Source organism: Streptomyces albireticuli, from assembly GCF_002192455.1.
GTDB lineage: Bacteria > Actinomycetota > Actinomycetes > Streptomycetales > Streptomycetaceae > Streptomyces > Streptomyces albireticuli_B.
Genome location: NZ_CP021744.1, coordinates 2,554,457 through 2,569,143, shown reverse-complemented (window position 1 = coordinate 2,569,143; position 14,687 = coordinate 2,554,457). Strand labels below are relative to the sequence as shown.

At 71.1% G+C, this 14,687-nt stretch carries 16 protein-coding genes; 11 read left to right on the top strand and 5 right to left on the bottom strand.

The genetic code is table 11. From position 1 onward, the window contains the following. The first annotated feature begins 160 nt into the window (after positions 1-160). Positions 161-2,104, top strand: a complete 1,944-nt coding sequence (locus SMD11_RS10650) for a transglycosylase domain-containing protein (RefSeq protein ID WP_087926224.1) — start codon at positions 161-163, stop codon at positions 2,102-2,104. 49 nt (positions 2,105-2,153) lie between these two features. On the opposite strand, the gene SMD11_RS10645 is transcribed toward SMD11_RS10650, so the two are convergent. From SMD11_RS10645 to SMD11_RS10630, 4 genes are all read right to left on the bottom strand, one after another. Then, the gene (locus tag SMD11_RS10645) at positions 2,154-2,630 is read right to left on the bottom strand and encodes a MarR family winged helix-turn-helix transcriptional regulator (RefSeq protein WP_087926223.1); all 477 of its coding nucleotides are present in this window, start codon (positions 2,628-2,630) and stop codon (positions 2,154-2,156) included. 99 nt (positions 2,631-2,729) lie between these two features. Beyond that, positions 2,730-3,494 (bottom strand): AIM24 family protein, encoded by a 765-nt coding sequence (locus SMD11_RS10640; protein WP_087926222.1) that lies wholly within the window; start codon positions 3,492-3,494, stop codon positions 2,730-2,732. After that, a complete protein-coding gene (locus SMD11_RS10635) occupies positions 3,491-4,141 on the bottom strand; it encodes an AIM24 family protein (RefSeq protein WP_087926221.1) in 651 nt (216 codons plus the stop codon). The genes SMD11_RS10640 and SMD11_RS10635 overlap by 4 nt, the downstream gene beginning before the upstream one ends. Next, positions 4,141-4,779, bottom strand: coding sequence for an AIM24 family protein (locus SMD11_RS10630; RefSeq protein ID WP_087926220.1), 639 nt, complete (start codon positions 4,777-4,779; stop codon positions 4,141-4,143). Before SMD11_RS10630 ends, SMD11_RS10635 begins: the two co-directional genes overlap by 1 nt. Positions 4,780-4,981: 202 nt before the next feature. Here SMD11_RS10630 and SMD11_RS10625 point away from each other — a divergent pair, with 202 nt between their 5' ends. From SMD11_RS10625 to SMD11_RS10600, 6 genes are all read left to right on the top strand, one after another. Continuing rightward, entirely contained in the window at positions 4,982-5,326 is a 345-nt protein-coding gene (locus tag SMD11_RS10625; RefSeq protein ID WP_087926219.1) for a DUF3817 domain-containing protein, read from the top strand. After that, complete coding sequence (locus SMD11_RS10620) at positions 5,323-5,619, top strand: MTH1187 family thiamine-binding protein (RefSeq protein ID WP_087926218.1); 297 nt, start codon at positions 5,323-5,325, stop codon at positions 5,617-5,619. The genes SMD11_RS10625 and SMD11_RS10620 overlap by 4 nt, the downstream gene beginning before the upstream one ends. 376 nt (positions 5,620-5,995) lie before the next feature. Next, positions 5,996-6,352 carry a hypothetical protein gene (locus tag SMD11_RS10615; protein WP_234365994.1) on the top strand — a complete coding sequence of 119 codons (357 nt, stop codon included), beginning with the start codon at positions 5,996-5,998 and terminating at the stop codon, positions 6,350-6,352. 86 nt (positions 6,353-6,438) lie between these two features. After that, positions 6,439-6,999 (top strand): MarR family winged helix-turn-helix transcriptional regulator, encoded by a 561-nt coding sequence (locus SMD11_RS10610; RefSeq protein WP_087926217.1) that lies wholly within the window; start codon positions 6,439-6,441, stop codon positions 6,997-6,999. Between the two features lie 89 nt (positions 7,000-7,088). Then, positions 7,089-7,421, top strand: a complete 333-nt coding sequence (locus SMD11_RS10605; RefSeq protein WP_087926216.1) for a DUF3817 domain-containing protein — start codon at positions 7,089-7,091, stop codon at positions 7,419-7,421. A 168-nt stretch (positions 7,422-7,589) separates the two neighbouring features. Continuing rightward, positions 7,590-9,290 (top strand): acyl-CoA mutase large subunit family protein, encoded by a 1,701-nt coding sequence (locus SMD11_RS10600; protein WP_087926215.1) that lies wholly within the window; start codon positions 7,590-7,592, stop codon positions 9,288-9,290. Between the two features lie 144 nt (positions 9,291-9,434). Here SMD11_RS10600 and SMD11_RS10595 read toward each other — a convergent pair whose 3' ends face one another. After that, a complete protein-coding gene (locus SMD11_RS10595) occupies positions 9,435-10,082 on the bottom strand; it encodes a TetR/AcrR family transcriptional regulator (RefSeq protein ID WP_087926214.1) in 648 nt (215 codons plus the stop codon). Positions 10,083-10,304: 222 nt separating this feature from the next. On the opposite strand from SMD11_RS10595, the gene SMD11_RS10590 reads away from it, so the two are divergent. The 4 genes from SMD11_RS10590 (at position 10,305) to SMD11_RS10575 (ending at position 14,610) form a co-directional block, all read left to right on the top strand. Beyond that, positions 10,305-11,282: a tetratricopeptide repeat protein gene (locus SMD11_RS10590; protein WP_087926213.1), complete on the top strand. Its 978-nt coding sequence runs from the start codon at positions 10,305-10,307 to the stop codon at positions 11,280-11,282. Positions 11,283-11,883: 601 nt separating this feature from the next. After that, entirely contained in the window at positions 11,884-12,522 is a 639-nt protein-coding gene (locus tag SMD11_RS10585) for a DUF6230 family protein (RefSeq protein WP_087926212.1), read from the top strand. Between the two features lie 131 nt (positions 12,523-12,653). After that, positions 12,654-13,202, top strand: a complete 549-nt coding sequence (locus SMD11_RS10580) for a DUF6114 domain-containing protein (RefSeq protein ID WP_234365993.1) — start codon at positions 12,654-12,656, stop codon at positions 13,200-13,202. After that, positions 13,192-14,610 carry a hypothetical protein gene (locus SMD11_RS10575; RefSeq protein ID WP_087926211.1) on the top strand — a complete coding sequence of 473 codons (1,419 nt, stop codon included), beginning with the start codon at positions 13,192-13,194 and terminating at the stop codon, positions 14,608-14,610. The genes SMD11_RS10580 and SMD11_RS10575 overlap by 11 nt, the downstream gene beginning before the upstream one ends. Positions 14,611-14,687: the final 77 nt, after the last annotated feature.

The following is a 14,687-nucleotide window of genomic DNA, read 5'->3' as shown; positions in this document are numbered from 1 at the left end:
GGACGCCTTGTTCACCGCCTCGTTCGTCACAGCAACCACACATGTCACAGAACGCTCATACAAATTATCGAACCAGCGCTCGCCCGGGACCGTCTCAGCCGTCAACACCGAGTTCCGCAGGAATCCGTACGGAGATGCCTCGTCCAGGAGTGACCGGCCCTTGAGCAAGCACCGTGACAAGCCGCGCCCCCGCCGCAAGGGGAAGGAGAAGCCGGCCGGCAGGAGACTCGTCGACTACCCGCGCCACGGCAGACGCGGCGTCCGGCGCTGGCTCCCGTCCTGGCGGCAGCTCCTGGGCGTGCTCACGGTGTGCGTCGGCACCCTGGCCGGGCTGTTCGCCTGGGTCTACGCGAGCGTGGACATCCCCGACGAGAACGCCGCGGCCTTCCAGGAGGCCAATACGTACTACTGGTCGGACGGCAGCCAGATGGTGAGCCTCGGGCAGGTCAACCGGAACATCGTCCGCCTGTCGGAGGTGCCGGAGTCCGCCCGGACCGCCGTGATCGCCGCGGAGAACGAGAGCTTCTACAGCGACCGCGGGGTGTCGTTCAAGGGCATCCTGCGGGCGTTCGCCAGTACCGCCCAGGGCGGGGAGACCCAGGGCGGTTCCACGATCACCCAGCAGTACGTGAAGAACACCTACCTCTCGCAGGAGCAGACCGTCACGCGGAAGGTCAAGGAGTTCGTCATCTCGCTCAAGGTGGACCGGACGAAGAGCAAGGACGAAGTCCTCCAGGGCTATCTGAACACCAGCTGGTTCGGCCGCGGCGCCTACGGGATCGAGGCCGCGGCCCAGGCGTACTACGGCATCCCCGCCAAGAAGCTGAACCCGGGTCAGAGCGCCATGCTGGCCTCCCTGTTGAAGGGGGCGGAGCTCTACGACCCCGCCACCAGCGCGGCCAACCACGCCCGCGCGGTCGACCGCTGGAAGTGGATCCTCGACCGGCAGGTCAAGGCGGGGCTGCTCGCCGAGGAGGAGCGCGAGAAGTACCGGACCTTCCCGGAGCCGCTCAAGCAGTCGATGTCCACGAGCCTGGGCGGCCAGACCGGCTATCTCGTCGACGTCGCCAACAAATACATCAAGCAGCGCACGATGCTCACCGACCAGGACCTCGCGCGCGGCGGCTACAAGATCCACACCACCTTCGACAGGAACCGGATGCGGCAGCTGTCGAAGGCTGTGGAAGGCGTGCTCGGCCGGGACGTCGACCCGAAGAAGCGCCCGGCCGACGAGGGCGTCCAGGTCGGCGCCGCCTCGGTGCGGCCCTCGGACGGCGCCGTCCTCGCCCTCTACGGCGGCCCCGACGCCACCAAGCACTTCGCCAACAACGCGGACACGTCCGGCGTCCCCGCGGGCTCCGCGTTCAAGCCGTTCGTCCTCGCCGCCGCCCTCAAGCGCGGCGACGACCCCGACAGCTACTACGGCAAGGACGGCACCCTGCTCGCGCCGTCGGCCGACGGCCCCGGCCCGGACGACTCGCACCCCACCCTGCGCCAGGCGCTCACGACCGGCGGCAACGCCACCTTCACCCAGCTCGGCCGGGACGTGGGCCTGGAGGAGGTGCGGGACACGGCCGTGCGCGCGGGCCTGCTCAAGGGCAGCATGGCCGAGCTGGAGCGGACGTTCCCCATCGGGACCTCGACGCCCAGCGCCATCCGGATGGCGGGCGCGTACGGCACCTTCGCCAACCACGGGATGCAGAACGACCCGTACTCGGTGACGAAGCTGCTCAAGGACCGGGTGTCCGTCGGCGGCTTCGAGGACCGGGCGAAGGCGCGGCGGGCCATGGACAAGGGCGTGGCCGACGGCGTCACGGAGGTGCTCCGGGAGACGGGCGCCAAGGGCGTGGACGAGGCCGTGACCGACGGGGCGAAGGGGACCGGCCCCTTCGCGGCGGCCCGGACCGGGGACCAGGACCGGCTGCGGTCGGCGTGGTTCGTGGGCTACACCGAGGAGCTGTCCACGGCCGTGACCCTGTTCCGTACGAAGCCGGGGGAGCCGCAGCTGCTGCCGGTGTCGGAGGTCGGCGGCGAGGACGGGCGGCGCGGCAATGTCTTCCCGGCCCGCGTCTGGGCCGACTACACGCGCGCCGCGCGGTCCTGAGGAGTGCCGGGGCGCCCGCGCGAGGCGCCCCGGCCGGTGGGGCCGGGACTCAGACCCGCCCGCGCGTGGTCCGCAGGTGCTGGGCCACCGGGGCGAGGGAGGCGTAGAGCGCCTTGAGGTCCGCCTCGCCCAGCAGGTCGATGAAGTGCTCGCGGACGGAGGCGACATGGTGCGGGGCGACCTCCCGCATCATCTCCCAGCCCTGCTCGGTGAGGACGGCATACAGGCCACGCCGGTCGGACTCGCAGTTCTCGCGGCGGACGAGACCGGCGTTCTCCATGCGGGTGATCTGGTGGGAGAGCCGGCTCTTGGACTGGAGGGTGGCGGTGGCGAGGTCGCTCATCCGCATCCGGTGGTCCTCGGACTCCGAGAGATTGACGAGGATCTCGTAGTCGTTGTTGGTGAGGCCGAACGGCTGGAGGTCCCGTTCGAGCTGGTGCATCAACAGGCGGCTGACGTCCAGATGGGCGCGCCAGGCGCGCTGTTCCTCTTCGCTGAGCCAGCGGGTGCCGTTCTCGGTGTCCATAGACATAGAGGAATTCTACCTAAGAAAGTTGAAAAATTAACCAGTGTGGGTGCGGGTGACGAGGTCACGCGTTCGACGTCACCCTCCGCAGGGTACCGCTCACAGCCCGAAGCGGCGCTGGAGGTCTCCCAGCTGGCCCGGCATGCGTGGCATAGATGGCTGATTCGGCGGGGTTGCGCCCGGGACACCGGCCTGCTGCGGCACGCTGCCCGTCGAGATCTCCGCCATCAGCTGCTCCGTGGACTGAAGCAGTACCGTACCGGCACCGACGAACTCGAACTGATGCTCCTCGCCCGAGGTGCCGCCGATCCCGGTGAACGCCCGTACCCCGCCGAGGACCCCGGTCAGGTACTGGTGGTCGTAGTGGTGGCACGGCGAGGGGCAGTCCGCCCAGCCGACGAGCGCCTGCGGGTCGACCCGGATCGGCGGCTCGGCGAAGACGACCGGGCCGTTGGAGGCCGCGACGAACTTGCCGGTGCCGATCAGCGTGAGGAAGCCGGGGACGATCGACTGCTTGAGGGACAGGGACGGCTGGAAGGCCAGCAGATTCCCCGAGCGCACCGTGAGGTTGCCGTCCTCCAGGTCGAAGGAGTTCACGTCGAAGGAGCGGTCGGCGAGCAGCATCTTGCCCTGGCCCTCGGCCACCACCCAGTCCGCGGCGTGCAGCGGGGAGTGGAAACTGCGGGCGATGAGACGGTCGAGGCGGCCGTGGCCGATGCCGTGGAAGTCGATACGCCCGTAATAGGCGATCATCTTCCCCTTCTGGAGGAACCACTGGCCGTCGAGGTCCACGCTGAAGGCGTACGGATTGACGTTGTCGTCGACCGGCAGCGTGTGCGCGTCATGGATCACCGGGCCGTTCACAGCTTCTCCTCCGAGGCCTGTACGTACACCGTGCCGCTGCCGGACAGTTCGAGCTGGAACGCCTCACCGGAACCGCGGCCGACCATCTCGCGCCAGCCGAGCGCGGCCGAGAGTTTGTTGCGGACCTCGCCGCGGTGCGCGACGTACGCCTGCGGGTCGACGTGCACGGGCCGCCGCGGGGTGATCGGCAGCTCGATGAAGCCGCCGTGCGCCATCACCGCGACGGCGCCGTGCCCCTTGAGCGTCGTGGTGAACAGGCCCTGGCCCGTGACCTGGCCGCGGACCATGCCCATGACGCCGCCCTGCGAGCCCATGAACATCGTGCCCTGCTGGAGGGAGCCGTCGAAGGCGAGGAGGCGGTCGGCCTCCACGTAGAGCGTCTCGCCGGACAGCTCGATCACATGCACGTGGTGCCCGCCGTGGCCGAACATCACCGTGCCGGCGCCCTCCACGGTCATCAGGGGCGTCGCCTCGTTGGCCACCCGGCGGCCGATCATGCCCATCACGCCGCCCTGGCCGCCCGTGATGCTGGGCGTGAAGGACACGTCGCCCTTGTAGGCGAGCATGGCGCCGCGCTGGCTGAAGAGCCGCTGGCCGGGGACGAGCTTCGCCTCGACCATGCGGGAGTTCAGGAGCCGGAAGGGCATCAGACGTCACCGCCGATCGTGTTGCGCTCGCTGGGCTGTACGTACACCAGGCCCTCGCCCTCGAAACGGATCTGGAAGGCCTCGCCGGAGCCCTCGCCGATGAAGGTCCGGAAGTTCACCCCGGACTGGAAGTGCTGCTTCAGCTTGCCGGTGTGCGCGATGTACGCGCCCGGGTCCACCTGGAGCGGCGTCGACGGCGTCACCCGCAGCACGACCGCCTGGCCGTCCGACATGATCGCCGCCTGGCCGGAACCCTCGACGGTCGTCGTGAACAGCCCGGTGCCCTGGGAGGCGCCGCGCAGACCGGTGAAGGAGGTGCCGGTGCGCAGGGCGGCGTCGGTGCACAGCAGATTGCTGGACTCGACGTAGAGCGTCTCGCCGCGCAGTGTGACCAGGTTTATCTCGGTGGCGCGGTCGGCGAAGTAGCAGGTGCCGCGCCCCTTCACCTCCATCACTTCCATCTGTTCGCCGGTGAGCCGGCGCGTGACCATGCCGCGCAGGCCGTCGCCGCCGCCGGTCATCTTCTTGAACGACATCTCGCCCTCGTACGCGACCATCGCGCCGTTCTTGGCCTTGACCGCGTCGCCGGAGAGGTCGACGGCGAGAACTTTGCTCCCTTGGAGCCGAAACTGAGCCACGGGACGACGCTAGCGGCAGGACATACCGCTCGAACAGGCCCTGTTTGTCGTTGTGGCCCCGGAAGCGACCCGGAACCGTCCCGGAATGTCCCGGACCGGACCCCCATCCCGTGATCGTCCGCCGGGCTGAGACAATGGACCGGCTTGTGAATACCCTCACAAGCGGTAGTCGTTCCGCCACTCACACTCCGAAGGTGCCCCCGTGGACATCAAGACCGCCTCCGCCCTGCGCCGGCTCCGCCTGGTCTCCGCCCCGGAGGCCGTTTCCTTCCTGCTGCTGATGGTCTGCTCGGTGCTCAAGCGCACGACCGACTTCAACGCCGTGCCGGTGATGGGCGCCATCCACGGCATCCTCTTCGTCATCTACGTCCTGTTCTGGCTGGACGCCTGGAACAAGACCAAGTGGCAGCTGAAGACCGCCGCCCTGTACTTCATCCTCTCCGTCCTCCCCTTCGGCGGCTTCTTCGCCGAGCGCAAGCTGCGCCGCGAGGCCGAGGCGAGCGTCATCGCCGCCCGCGCCCGCAAGGAAGGCGTGGTCAACGCATGATCGTCGCCTTCTCCGTCTCGCCCCTGGGCGTCGGCGAGGACGTCGGCGAGTACGTGGCCGACGCCGTCCGTGTGGTCCGCGAGTCCGGCCTGCCCAACCGCACGGACGCGATGTTCACGTCGGTCGAGGGCGAATGGGACGAGGTCATGGACGTCGTCAAGCGCGCCGTCGCCGCGGTGGAGGCCCGCTGCGGCCGCGTCTCCCTCGTCCTGAAGGCGGACATCCGCCCCGGCGTCACGAACGGTCTGACGTCGAAGGTCGAAACGGTCGAACGCCACCTGTCGGAAGGCTGACCCGACCCGGCCCGCGCCTTCTTCGAGCGGCCGCCCGGAACGGACCCCACGGTCCGTTCCGGGCGGCCGCTTTCGCGTGGGACCGGGCGGCGAACCGCCGTGAACCGGTCGGACGCGCCAGGACCGGATGCGGTCGGCCGCGTCGTAGGCGTCCGCACGGTTGGCGTCCATGTCGCGGGCGAGATCGAGCAGGGCGCCGTACGGAGGGTCGAGGGCCTCATCGGCCGCGCTCATGTAGGCCACGACGACGGCAGCGCCGAAGACGTGGTGGCCGGAACCGGGGTGAGCGGCACACTGGTGGTGGGGATCGTGGTGCGGGGTGTCGTACGCTCGGCGGCGGCAAGATCGACAGCAGGACCGACAGGGGGAGTCAGCCGTGTTCAAGCTGCTCAAGAACGGTAACGGCGACGAGAAGTCCGCGCCCGGCCTCGACGCCGTGGTCGTGCTCCGCGACTCGGCCGCCGTGGCCGACGCCGTCGCCGAGGCGCTGGCCTCGGCGAGCGACGCGGAGCGGCCCGGCCTGGAGCGCGCCGCCGCGCTGATCGCCGAGCGGGCCGCCCGCCCGGAGCGCGAGGTGCGGGCCGAGTGGGTGCGCGGCGTCTGCGCCGAGGCCGGCGTCGACCCCGTCGCCCAGGAGCTCCACGCCATCCGGGCCGTCCGCAAGGCGGAGCCGCGGCTGCGCCTCGCGGACGCCGTGCAGCTGGTGCGTGAGGCACGGGAGACCGCCGCGTGACGAGGGAAACGCCTAGTCCTTCCCCTGTGCCGTCCGGAATTTGAGATACCGGCGGTCACCATGTGGCCGGGCGGTAGGCTCGTCCCGTGCCGAAGCCGCTCAGCCTCCCCTTCGATCCCATCGCCCGCGCAGACGAGCTCTGGAAGCAGCGCTGGGGGTCCGTGCCGTCGATGGCCGCGATCACTTCGATCATGCGGGCCCACCAGATCCTGCTGGGCCAGGTCGACGCGGTCGTCAAACCGTACGGGCTGACCTTCGCCCGCTACGAGGCGCTGGTGCTGCTGACGTTCAGCAAGGCCGGCGAGCTGCCGATGTCCAAGATCGGCGAGCGGCTGATGGTGCACCCCACCTCGGTCACCAACACGGTGGACCGGCTGGTCGTCTCGGGCCTGGTGGCCAAGCGCCCCAACCCCAACGACGGCCGGGGCACCCTCGCCTCGATCACCGACAAGGGCCGCGAGGTCGTCGACGCGGCCACCCGCGACCTGATGGCCATGGATTTCGGCCTGGGGGTGTACGACGCGGAGGGCTGCGCGGAGATCTTCTCGCTGCTGCGGCCCCTGCGGGTGGCGGCGGAGGACTTCGAGGACGCGGAGCCGGGGAGCGCCGAGGAAGGCGCGGACTTCGAGGGCGCGCGGGGCGCGTAGGCCGGGGCGCCCGCCGCCGCGAGGACACGCGCCGCGGCGGGGAAGGGGCGGCGAAGATCGCCCCGGAACGTGCGGTTACGCTCGTAGGCATGAAAAGAAGCGTGCTGACCCGCTACCGCGTCCTCGCGTACGTCACGGGCGTGCTGCTGGTCCTGCTGGTGATCGGGATGATCGCCAAGTACCTGCTCGACATGGATGTCTCGGGCGCCGTCCGGCTGATCGCCATCGCCCACGGCTGGCTCTTCATCCTGTACCTGGTCTTCGCCTTCGACATGGGCTCCAAGGCCAAGTGGTCGTTCGGCAGGCTGGCGTGGGTCCTGGTGGCCGGCACCATCCCCACGGCGGCCTTCTTCGTGGAGCGCAAGGCGGTCAAGGAGCTGGAGCCCCTGATCGTCGACGACGCCTCCCGCGCCACCGCCTGAGCCCCGCGGCTCGCGACACACGCCCCGGACACCCCTTGTGTTCGGGGCGTTCTTGCGCGACGATTTACTAGGACGTCCTAGTAAATCGGCCCCGAGAGGCGGCCCGCGCGGCGCCAGCCGCCGATCACTACCACTCGCGCCGGGGCGCGGAGAGGCGGACGACAGATCATGGACGCAAGCGCGATCGAGGCGGGGCGCAGCCGCTGGCAGGCCCGGTACGACGCGGCGCGCAAGCGCGAGGCGGACTTCACCACCCTCTCCGGTGACGAGGTCGCGCCCGTCTACGGCCCCCGCCCCGGTGACGCCTACGAGGGCTTCGAGCGGATCGGCTGGCCCGGTGAGTACCCCTTCACCCGGGGCCTCCACGCGACCGGCTACCGCGGCCGCACCTGGACCATCCGCCAGTTCGCCGGCTTCGGCAACGCCGAGCAGACCAACGAGCGGTACAAGATGATCCTCGCCGCCGGCGGCGGCGGCCTCTCCGTCGCGTTCGACATGCCGACGCTGATGGGGCGCGACTCCGACGACCCGCGCTCGCTCGGCGAGGTGGGGCACTGCGGCGTCGCCATCGACTCCGCCGCCGATATGGAGGTCCTCTTCAAGGACATCCCGCTCGGCGACGTCACGACCTCCATGACGATCAGCGGGCCCGCCGTCCCCGTCTTCTGCATGTACCTGGTCGCGGCCGAGCGCCAGGGCGTCGACCCGGCCGTGCTCAACGGCACGCTCCAGACGGACATCTTCAAGGAGTACATCGCCCAGAAGGAGTGGCTCTTCCCGCCCGAGCCCCACCTCCGCCTGATAGGCGATCTGATGGAGCACTGCACCGGGGGCATCCCCGCCTACAAGCCGCTCTCCGTCTCCGGCTACCACATCCGCGAGGCCGGGGCGACGGCCGCGCAGGAGCTCGCCTACACCCTGGCCGACGGCTTCGGCTATGTGGAGCTGGGCCTCAGCCGCGGGCTGGACGTCGACACCTTCGCACCCGGGCTCTCCTTCTTCTTCGACGCCCACCTCGACTTCTTCGAGGAGATCGCCAAGTTCCGGGCCGCCCGCCGGATCTGGGCCCGCTGGATGAAGGAGGTCTACGGCGCGAAGACCGACAAGGCCCAGTGGCTGCGCTTCCACACCCAGACGGCCGGCGTCTCGCTCACCGCCCAGCAGCCGTACAACAACGTGGTGCGGACGGCCGTGGAGGCCCTCTCGGCCGTCCTCGGCGGCACGAACTCCCTGCACACCAACGCCCTGGACGAGACGCTGGCCCTGCCCAGCGAGCAGGCCGCCGAGATCGCCCTGCGCACGCAGCAGGTGCTGATGGAGGAGACCGGCGTCGCCAATGTGGCGGACCCGCTGGGCGGTTCCTGGTACGTCGAGCAGCTCACCGACCGCATCGAGGCCGACGCGGAGAAGATCTTCGAGCAGATCAGGGAGCGCGGCACCCGGGCCGTGCCCGACGGCCGGCACCCCATCGGGCCCATCACCTCGGGCATCCTGCGCGGCATCGAGGACGGCTGGTTCACGGGCGAGATCGCCGAGAGCGCCTTCCGCTACCAGCAGTCGCTGGAGAAGGGCGACAAGCGGGTCGTCGGCGTCAACTGCCACCACGGCTCGGTCACGGGCGACCTGGAGATCCTCCGGGTCAGCCACGAGGTCGAGCGGGAGCAGGTCCGGGTCCTGGACGCCCGTAAGGCGGCCCGCGACGACGCGAAGGTCTCCGGCGCGCTGGCCGCGATGCTGGCCGCCGCCCGCGACGGCTCGAACATGATCGGGCCGATGCTGGAGGCGGTGCGGGCGGAGGCGACGCTGGGCGAGATCTGCGACGTCCTGCGCGAGGAGTGGGGGACGTACACGGAGCCGGTGGGCTTCTGAGCGGCCCCCGGGCCAGGGCGTGGTGAGGGCCTCCGGCAGCCGCCGGGGGGCCTCGCCACGCGCTGTCTCCCGGCACGCGGTCCCGTCCGCCGCACAGCCGCCCGTCACGCGGCCGTCCGGCGCGTCCGCCGGCGGCCGTCCCGGTCAGGCCGGGCGGCCCGCCAGCCCGCCGACCAGCAGGTCCGTGAAGGAGCGCGTCCACTCCTCGTCGACCGGCTCGGCGCTCACCAGGGCGCGGTGGACGACCGCCCCGGCGATCACGTCGAAGATCAGGTCCGCGTGGCGGGCCGCGGCCGCGGGGCTCTCCTCGTACGGGAGTTCACCGCGCTTCTGCGCCCGCTCGCGGCCGATCAGCACCAGCTGCTTCTGCCGGTCCACGATCGCGGAGCGGATCCGCGCCCGCAGCGCGTCGTCGCGGGTGGACTCGGCGACGACGGCCATCAGGGCCGTCTTCGTCTCCGGGCGCTCCAGCAGCGACGCGAACCGCAGGACCACGCCCTGGATGTCGGCCTGGAGGCTGCCCAGGTCGGGCAGGTCGAGGTGCTCGTCGAAGAGGGCCGCGACCGCGTCCACGACCAGCTCGCTCTTGCCCGCCCAGCGCCGGTAGAGGGTGGTCTTCGCGACCCCCGCGCGGGCCGCGACGTCGCTCAGCGTCAGCTTCCCCCAGCCCAGCTCGACCAGGGCCTCGCGCGTGGCGCCGAGGATCGCGCGGTCGGCCTCGGCGCTGCGCGGCCGGCCCGTACGCCCCTGGCCGCGCTGCCCGGGGCGCCCTGGGGGAGGGGCGTGAGTCATGCCGCGACCTTACCGCCGGGTAGCCCCTCGCATATGAGCCAGATCACGGAAAAGCTCGCCGGGGAGCTCCCGGAGGCACGGGAGTTGCAGTTACGCTACGAGGCGTAGCGTAAGAGCGACAACCACAGGTGCCGGGTGGGGACCCGGTGCCGGACTCCTTGCTACGGGCGCCCTCGACGGCGCGCTTTTCCGATCGCCGCGCGGAGGGGGGAGGATAGGGCCATGCAGCCACGGAACATGTCCATGAGTGGAGTGGTCGACCTCGCCGCGGTGAAGGCGGCCGGGGAAGCCAAGCAGAAGGCGGAGCAGGCACGGGCCGAGCAGGCCCGCCAGGGCGGCACGCCGCCCGCCGGCGCGCAGCGTCTCGTCTTCGACGTCGACGAGGCAGGCTTCGAGCCGGAGGTCCTCCAGCGCTCCGCCGAGGTGCCCGTCGTCATCGACTTCTGGGCCGACTGGTGCGAGCCGTGCAAGCAGCTCGGCCCGCTGCTGGAGCGGCTCGCGGCGGAGTACGCCGGCCGCTTCGTCCTCGCGAAGGTCGACGTCGAAGCCAATCAGATGCTCTTCCAGCAGTTCGGCGTGCAGTCCATCCCGGCGGTCTTCGCCGTGGTGGCCGGGCAGGCCCTGCCGCTGTTCCAGGGCGCCGCGCCGGAGGCGCAGATCCGCGAGGTGCTGGACCAGCTCGTCGCGGTGGCCGAGCAGCGCTTCGGCATCGTGGGCGCGCCGGTCGACCCGGCCGCGGCCGGCGCCGAGGCGCCCGCCGCTCCGCAGCCCGCCCCGATGAGCCCGCACGACGCGGCGCTGGGCCTGGCCCATGACGCGCTGGACGCCGGTGACCTGGGCGGTGCCGTCCGGGCGTACAAGAACGTCCTGTCCGACGACCCGGGCAACGCCGAGGCGAAGCTGGGCCTGGCCCAGGCCGAACTGCTCCTGCGGGTCCAGGACATGGACCCGCAGCAGGTCCGCAAGGCCGCCGCGGAGAACGCCGCGGACGTCCCGGCGCAGATCGCCGCGGCCGATCTGGACCTGGTCGGCGGGCATGTCGAGGACGCCTTCGGCCGGCTGCTCGACGCCGTCAAGCGGACCGCGGGCGAGGACCGCGACGCCGCGCGGGTGCGGCTCCTGGAGCTCTTCGAGGTGATCGGGGGCGACGACCCGCGGGTGGCCGCGGCGCGTACGGCGCTGTCCCGCGCGCTGTTCTGACGGGCCGGGGGCTCCGCTCCCGCCCACCGGTGCCCCAGGCGGCACCCTGAGCGGCACCAGCACCGCGCTTTACCAAAACTTGGTAATCGCGGGGGCTGTTACCGTGCGTAAGAAGGACCCGGGCATTCGCCCGGGTTTTTCTTTTATCTCCAGATCTCTCCGAACACGTTGCGGCGATCCCTCACGGTCGGCCGATGCGCACCCATCACCCCTTGGTTATCGGCTCGTTACTCGCTAGTAATGAACCTCTTGTGCCCCGGCCGCGAATGGACCACGATCGGCCGAGCTCGGTCCATTCCCCCGTCGCGGCAGCCGGTCGGTGTCAGGGGCATGGGTCCCCACCGGGTGGGCCCGCCCCCTTCGGGCGGCCCAGGGACAGGGGGGTCTCCGCCCCGGCGGCGGTGCCTGTCCCCGTGGTCGCGCACACGCGCGGCCTTGTGGTTGTCGCTCGGGGGTGATCGCCGGTGCTGTCGGGGCGTTCCGCGCCACCGGGTGCGGCGGCGCTCTTCCTCCGAGGACGTAGCACGTCTCCCATCCCCGGGTCCGGGTCCGCTCCCGCGGCTCCCGCACCGGAGATGCACGTCCGAGAAGGAGGCAAGTCATGGAGTCCCAGACTCGTGGTGGGACCAGATGGCGGCGGTTCGCCGTCGTCATGGTGCCCAGCGTCGCGGCGACGGCCGCGATCGGGGTGGCGATGGCGCAGGGCGCCCTCGCGGCGTCGTTCAGCGTTTCGGGCCAGCAGTTCGAGGTCGCCGCGGAGCGGCTGGAGGGCACGGGCTTCGTCCAGTACGGAGCCAACGACGTGACCAAGACGGGCAACAAGCCCGTCGCCGTGGTCGGCATCAGCGACGCGACGATCACCAAGCTCTGCCAGGCGGTGACCATCCCGACGCCGTTCGGCAAGGTCTCGATGAAGCTGAAGGCCGGTGGCGGGAAGGACAAGGTCAAGGCGACGAAGCTGTACATCGACGCCGACGAGATGAACGCCAACGCGGTGTTCACCAACGTCGACATCGGTGTGGCGGTCGACTCCACCACCCAGGGTCCCGGGCCGTCCAAGCCCGGTGGCGAGCACGGCGAGCGAGGCGGCTATGTGCCCGGTTCGTTCGCACAGCAGGCCGAGTCGGTGGTGTTCACGAACGTCAGCCAGCGCGCCTGGGCGACCTCCGCGGGCTCGTTCACGCTGCCCGGTCTCAACATGGGCGTCAGCATGGGCGCCGCCGACTGCAAGGACAACTGAGTCCGCCCGCGCGGGTGCGGGGTGCCTCCATACGCTTCCGTGCCCGTGCCGCGCCGCGCTCCGCAGCAGCCGGGAGCGCGGCGCCGGGCGCACGTACCACCGAATTCGCCAGTCCCGAGGAGCTGTACGACATGAGCGCCGACACGCGACCCCGGCAGGCAGACGCATCCGGCAGTGCCCGCACCTCGTTCCGGGAATGGCGGGGGCGACGTCCGTTCTGGGGCGGGCTGTGGACTCTGCTGGCCGGCATTCCGATCATGTACATCCCGTACCAGACCATGACCTTGGGCGATCTGCACATCCGCCTGGCCACCACCGCCGGCGCGGGCTCGCTGATCATCGGCGTGCTGCTGGTCGTCCTCGGCCTGACGCTCTGGTTCCAGCGGCAGTCGCGGATCTTCGCCGGTGTCGCGGCGATCCTGCTCGCGCTCGTGTCCCTGGTGGTGTCCAACTTCGGGGCGTTCCTGATCGGGTTCCTGCTCGCCCTCATCGGCGGCGCGCTCGGCGTCTCCTGGGTGCCGGGGAAGCCGGTCGCCGCGGCCGGGCGGGACGGATCGGACGTGCCGGACGCGCCGGATGTTCCGGACGGGCCTGACGGGAAGGGCGACGAGGGCCCTGAGGACGACCGGTCCCCGCTGTCCCTGACGAAGGAGACGAACGGGAGGCACCGTGCCGACTGACGAGGAGCGCGAGAACGGACGGGTGAGAACGGGTCCCCGGCACGCCGCGCCCCGGAAGCACCTGCTGGCCAGGCTGCACATGCCGGCGGGCAAGGCGGTGGCCCTGGCGGCGATGCCGTCCGCGGTGCTGATGGGCATGGGCCTCACGCCCCAGCTGGCGCGGGCCGAGCCGACGCCGGCGAACCCCTTCGAGGGTGCGTGCGCGACGGTGCCGGACCGGACGCCGGAGCCGGACGCCGGGAAGGGCGAGGCCGGGAACGAGGAGGGCGCGAAGGACGAGGGCCGGGACGGCGAGGCCCGCGACAAGGCCTCCGCCGAGGACGCGGCCCGCGCGGCCGGGAAGGCCGACGGCACCGGGAAGGCCGGAGAATCCGGCAAGGCCGGTACGGACAAAGCCGGTACGGACAAGGCGGGTAGGGGCGGCACATCCGGTACGGGCGACAAGGCCGGCACCGGCGGTGGGAACGGCACCGGCGGCAAGGCCGGTACGGGTGACGAGGCCGGTGACGGCACCGGCAAGGGCGGCCGGCTGCCCGCGCCGCCGCCCGCCGCGCCGTCCTCGCCCTCCCCGTCGCCCTCGTCCTCCAAGTCGGTCAACCCCCTCGACCCCCTGGGGCTCGGCGACGCGCTCAAGGACATCTTCACCGGGGGCTCCAAGTCCGGTGCGAAACCGCCGTCCCCTGGCCCCTCACCGTCCCCTTCCGCCCCGCGTTCCTCCGCGCCGGCCACCGGCGACGGCCAGGGTGAGGGCGGCAAGACCGGCCGCCCCGCCGCCCGGCCCTCGGGCTCCGGCGGCGCGTCCGCCTCGCGTTCCCCGTCCTCCCCGGCGGCGACTCCTTCCGGGTCCCCGTCAGGGTCGGCCTCCGCGTCACCCTCCGGCTCCCCGTCCCCCTCCGCCTCGGCGAAGGACGGCCTGCCGCCCTGTCCGGCGCCCAAGGTCGTGGACGGGAACGAGGGGCACGCCTTCCCGGTCAACCCCTGGTTCCTGGAGTCCGACAAGCTCACCCTCGGCGGTCTGACCTACGAGGGGATCAAGAAGATCACGATGGTGGACGGGAAGGAGAAGTCCGTCCTGAAGTTCACCGCGGACTCGGTGTCCATCGGCGACCTGCACCAGATCGTCAACGACCGGGCCAAGCAGTACCACGTGGCCGGGCGCGGCACCACGTCCACGATCACGGGCGGCAAGGTGACCATGTACACCGAGTCGCTGAAGGGCAAGCTCCTCGGGCTGCTTCCGGCGGACTACAGCGCCACCAGCCCGCCGCCCATGATCCCCGGCATGAAGCTGCCCGTCCCGATCTTCTTCACCGGAGTGAAGATCCGTCAGGGCGGTCAGTACGGCGGGACGCTGCACATCCCCAACCTGCACCTGTACGTCACCGAGGGAACGTATCCGCAACAGTGAGCAGCGGATTCCGGCCGGGCCGGACGGGAACGGCCGTGGCCGCCACCCCCGCGAGGGGATGGCGGCCACGGCCGTCG

What these genes read in the sequence shown, in the direction of transcription:
- SMD11_RS10645 (WP_087926223.1), bottom strand. Translation starts at nt 2,630, where the DNA reads ATGGACACCGAGAACGGCACCCGCTGGCTCAGCGAAGAGGAACAGCGC.
- SMD11_RS10635 (WP_087926221.1), bottom strand. Translation starts at nt 4,141, where the DNA reads ATGCCCTTCCGGCTCCTGAACTCCCGCATGGTCGAGGCGAAGCTCGTC.
- SMD11_RS10620 (WP_087926218.1), top strand. Translation starts at nt 5,323, where the DNA reads ATGATCGTCGCCTTCTCCGTCTCGCCCCTGGGCGTCGGCGAGGACGTC.
- SMD11_RS10605 (WP_087926216.1), top strand. Translation starts at nt 7,089, where the DNA reads ATGAAAAGAAGCGTGCTGACCCGCTACCGCGTCCTCGCGTACGTCACG.
- SMD11_RS10600 (WP_087926215.1), top strand. Translation starts at nt 7,590, where the DNA reads ATGGACGCAAGCGCGATCGAGGCGGGGCGCAGCCGCTGGCAGGCCCGG.
- SMD11_RS10595 (WP_087926214.1), bottom strand. Translation starts at nt 10,082, where the DNA reads ATGACTCACGCCCCTCCCCCAGGGCGCCCCGGGCAGCGCGGCCAGGGG.
- SMD11_RS10590 (WP_087926213.1), top strand. Translation starts at nt 10,305, where the DNA reads ATGCAGCCACGGAACATGTCCATGAGTGGAGTGGTCGACCTCGCCGCG.
- SMD11_RS10585 (WP_087926212.1), top strand. Translation starts at nt 11,884, where the DNA reads ATGGAGTCCCAGACTCGTGGTGGGACCAGATGGCGGCGGTTCGCCGTC.
- SMD11_RS10580 (WP_234365993.1), top strand. Translation starts at nt 12,654, where the DNA reads ATGAGCGCCGACACGCGACCCCGGCAGGCAGACGCATCCGGCAGTGCC.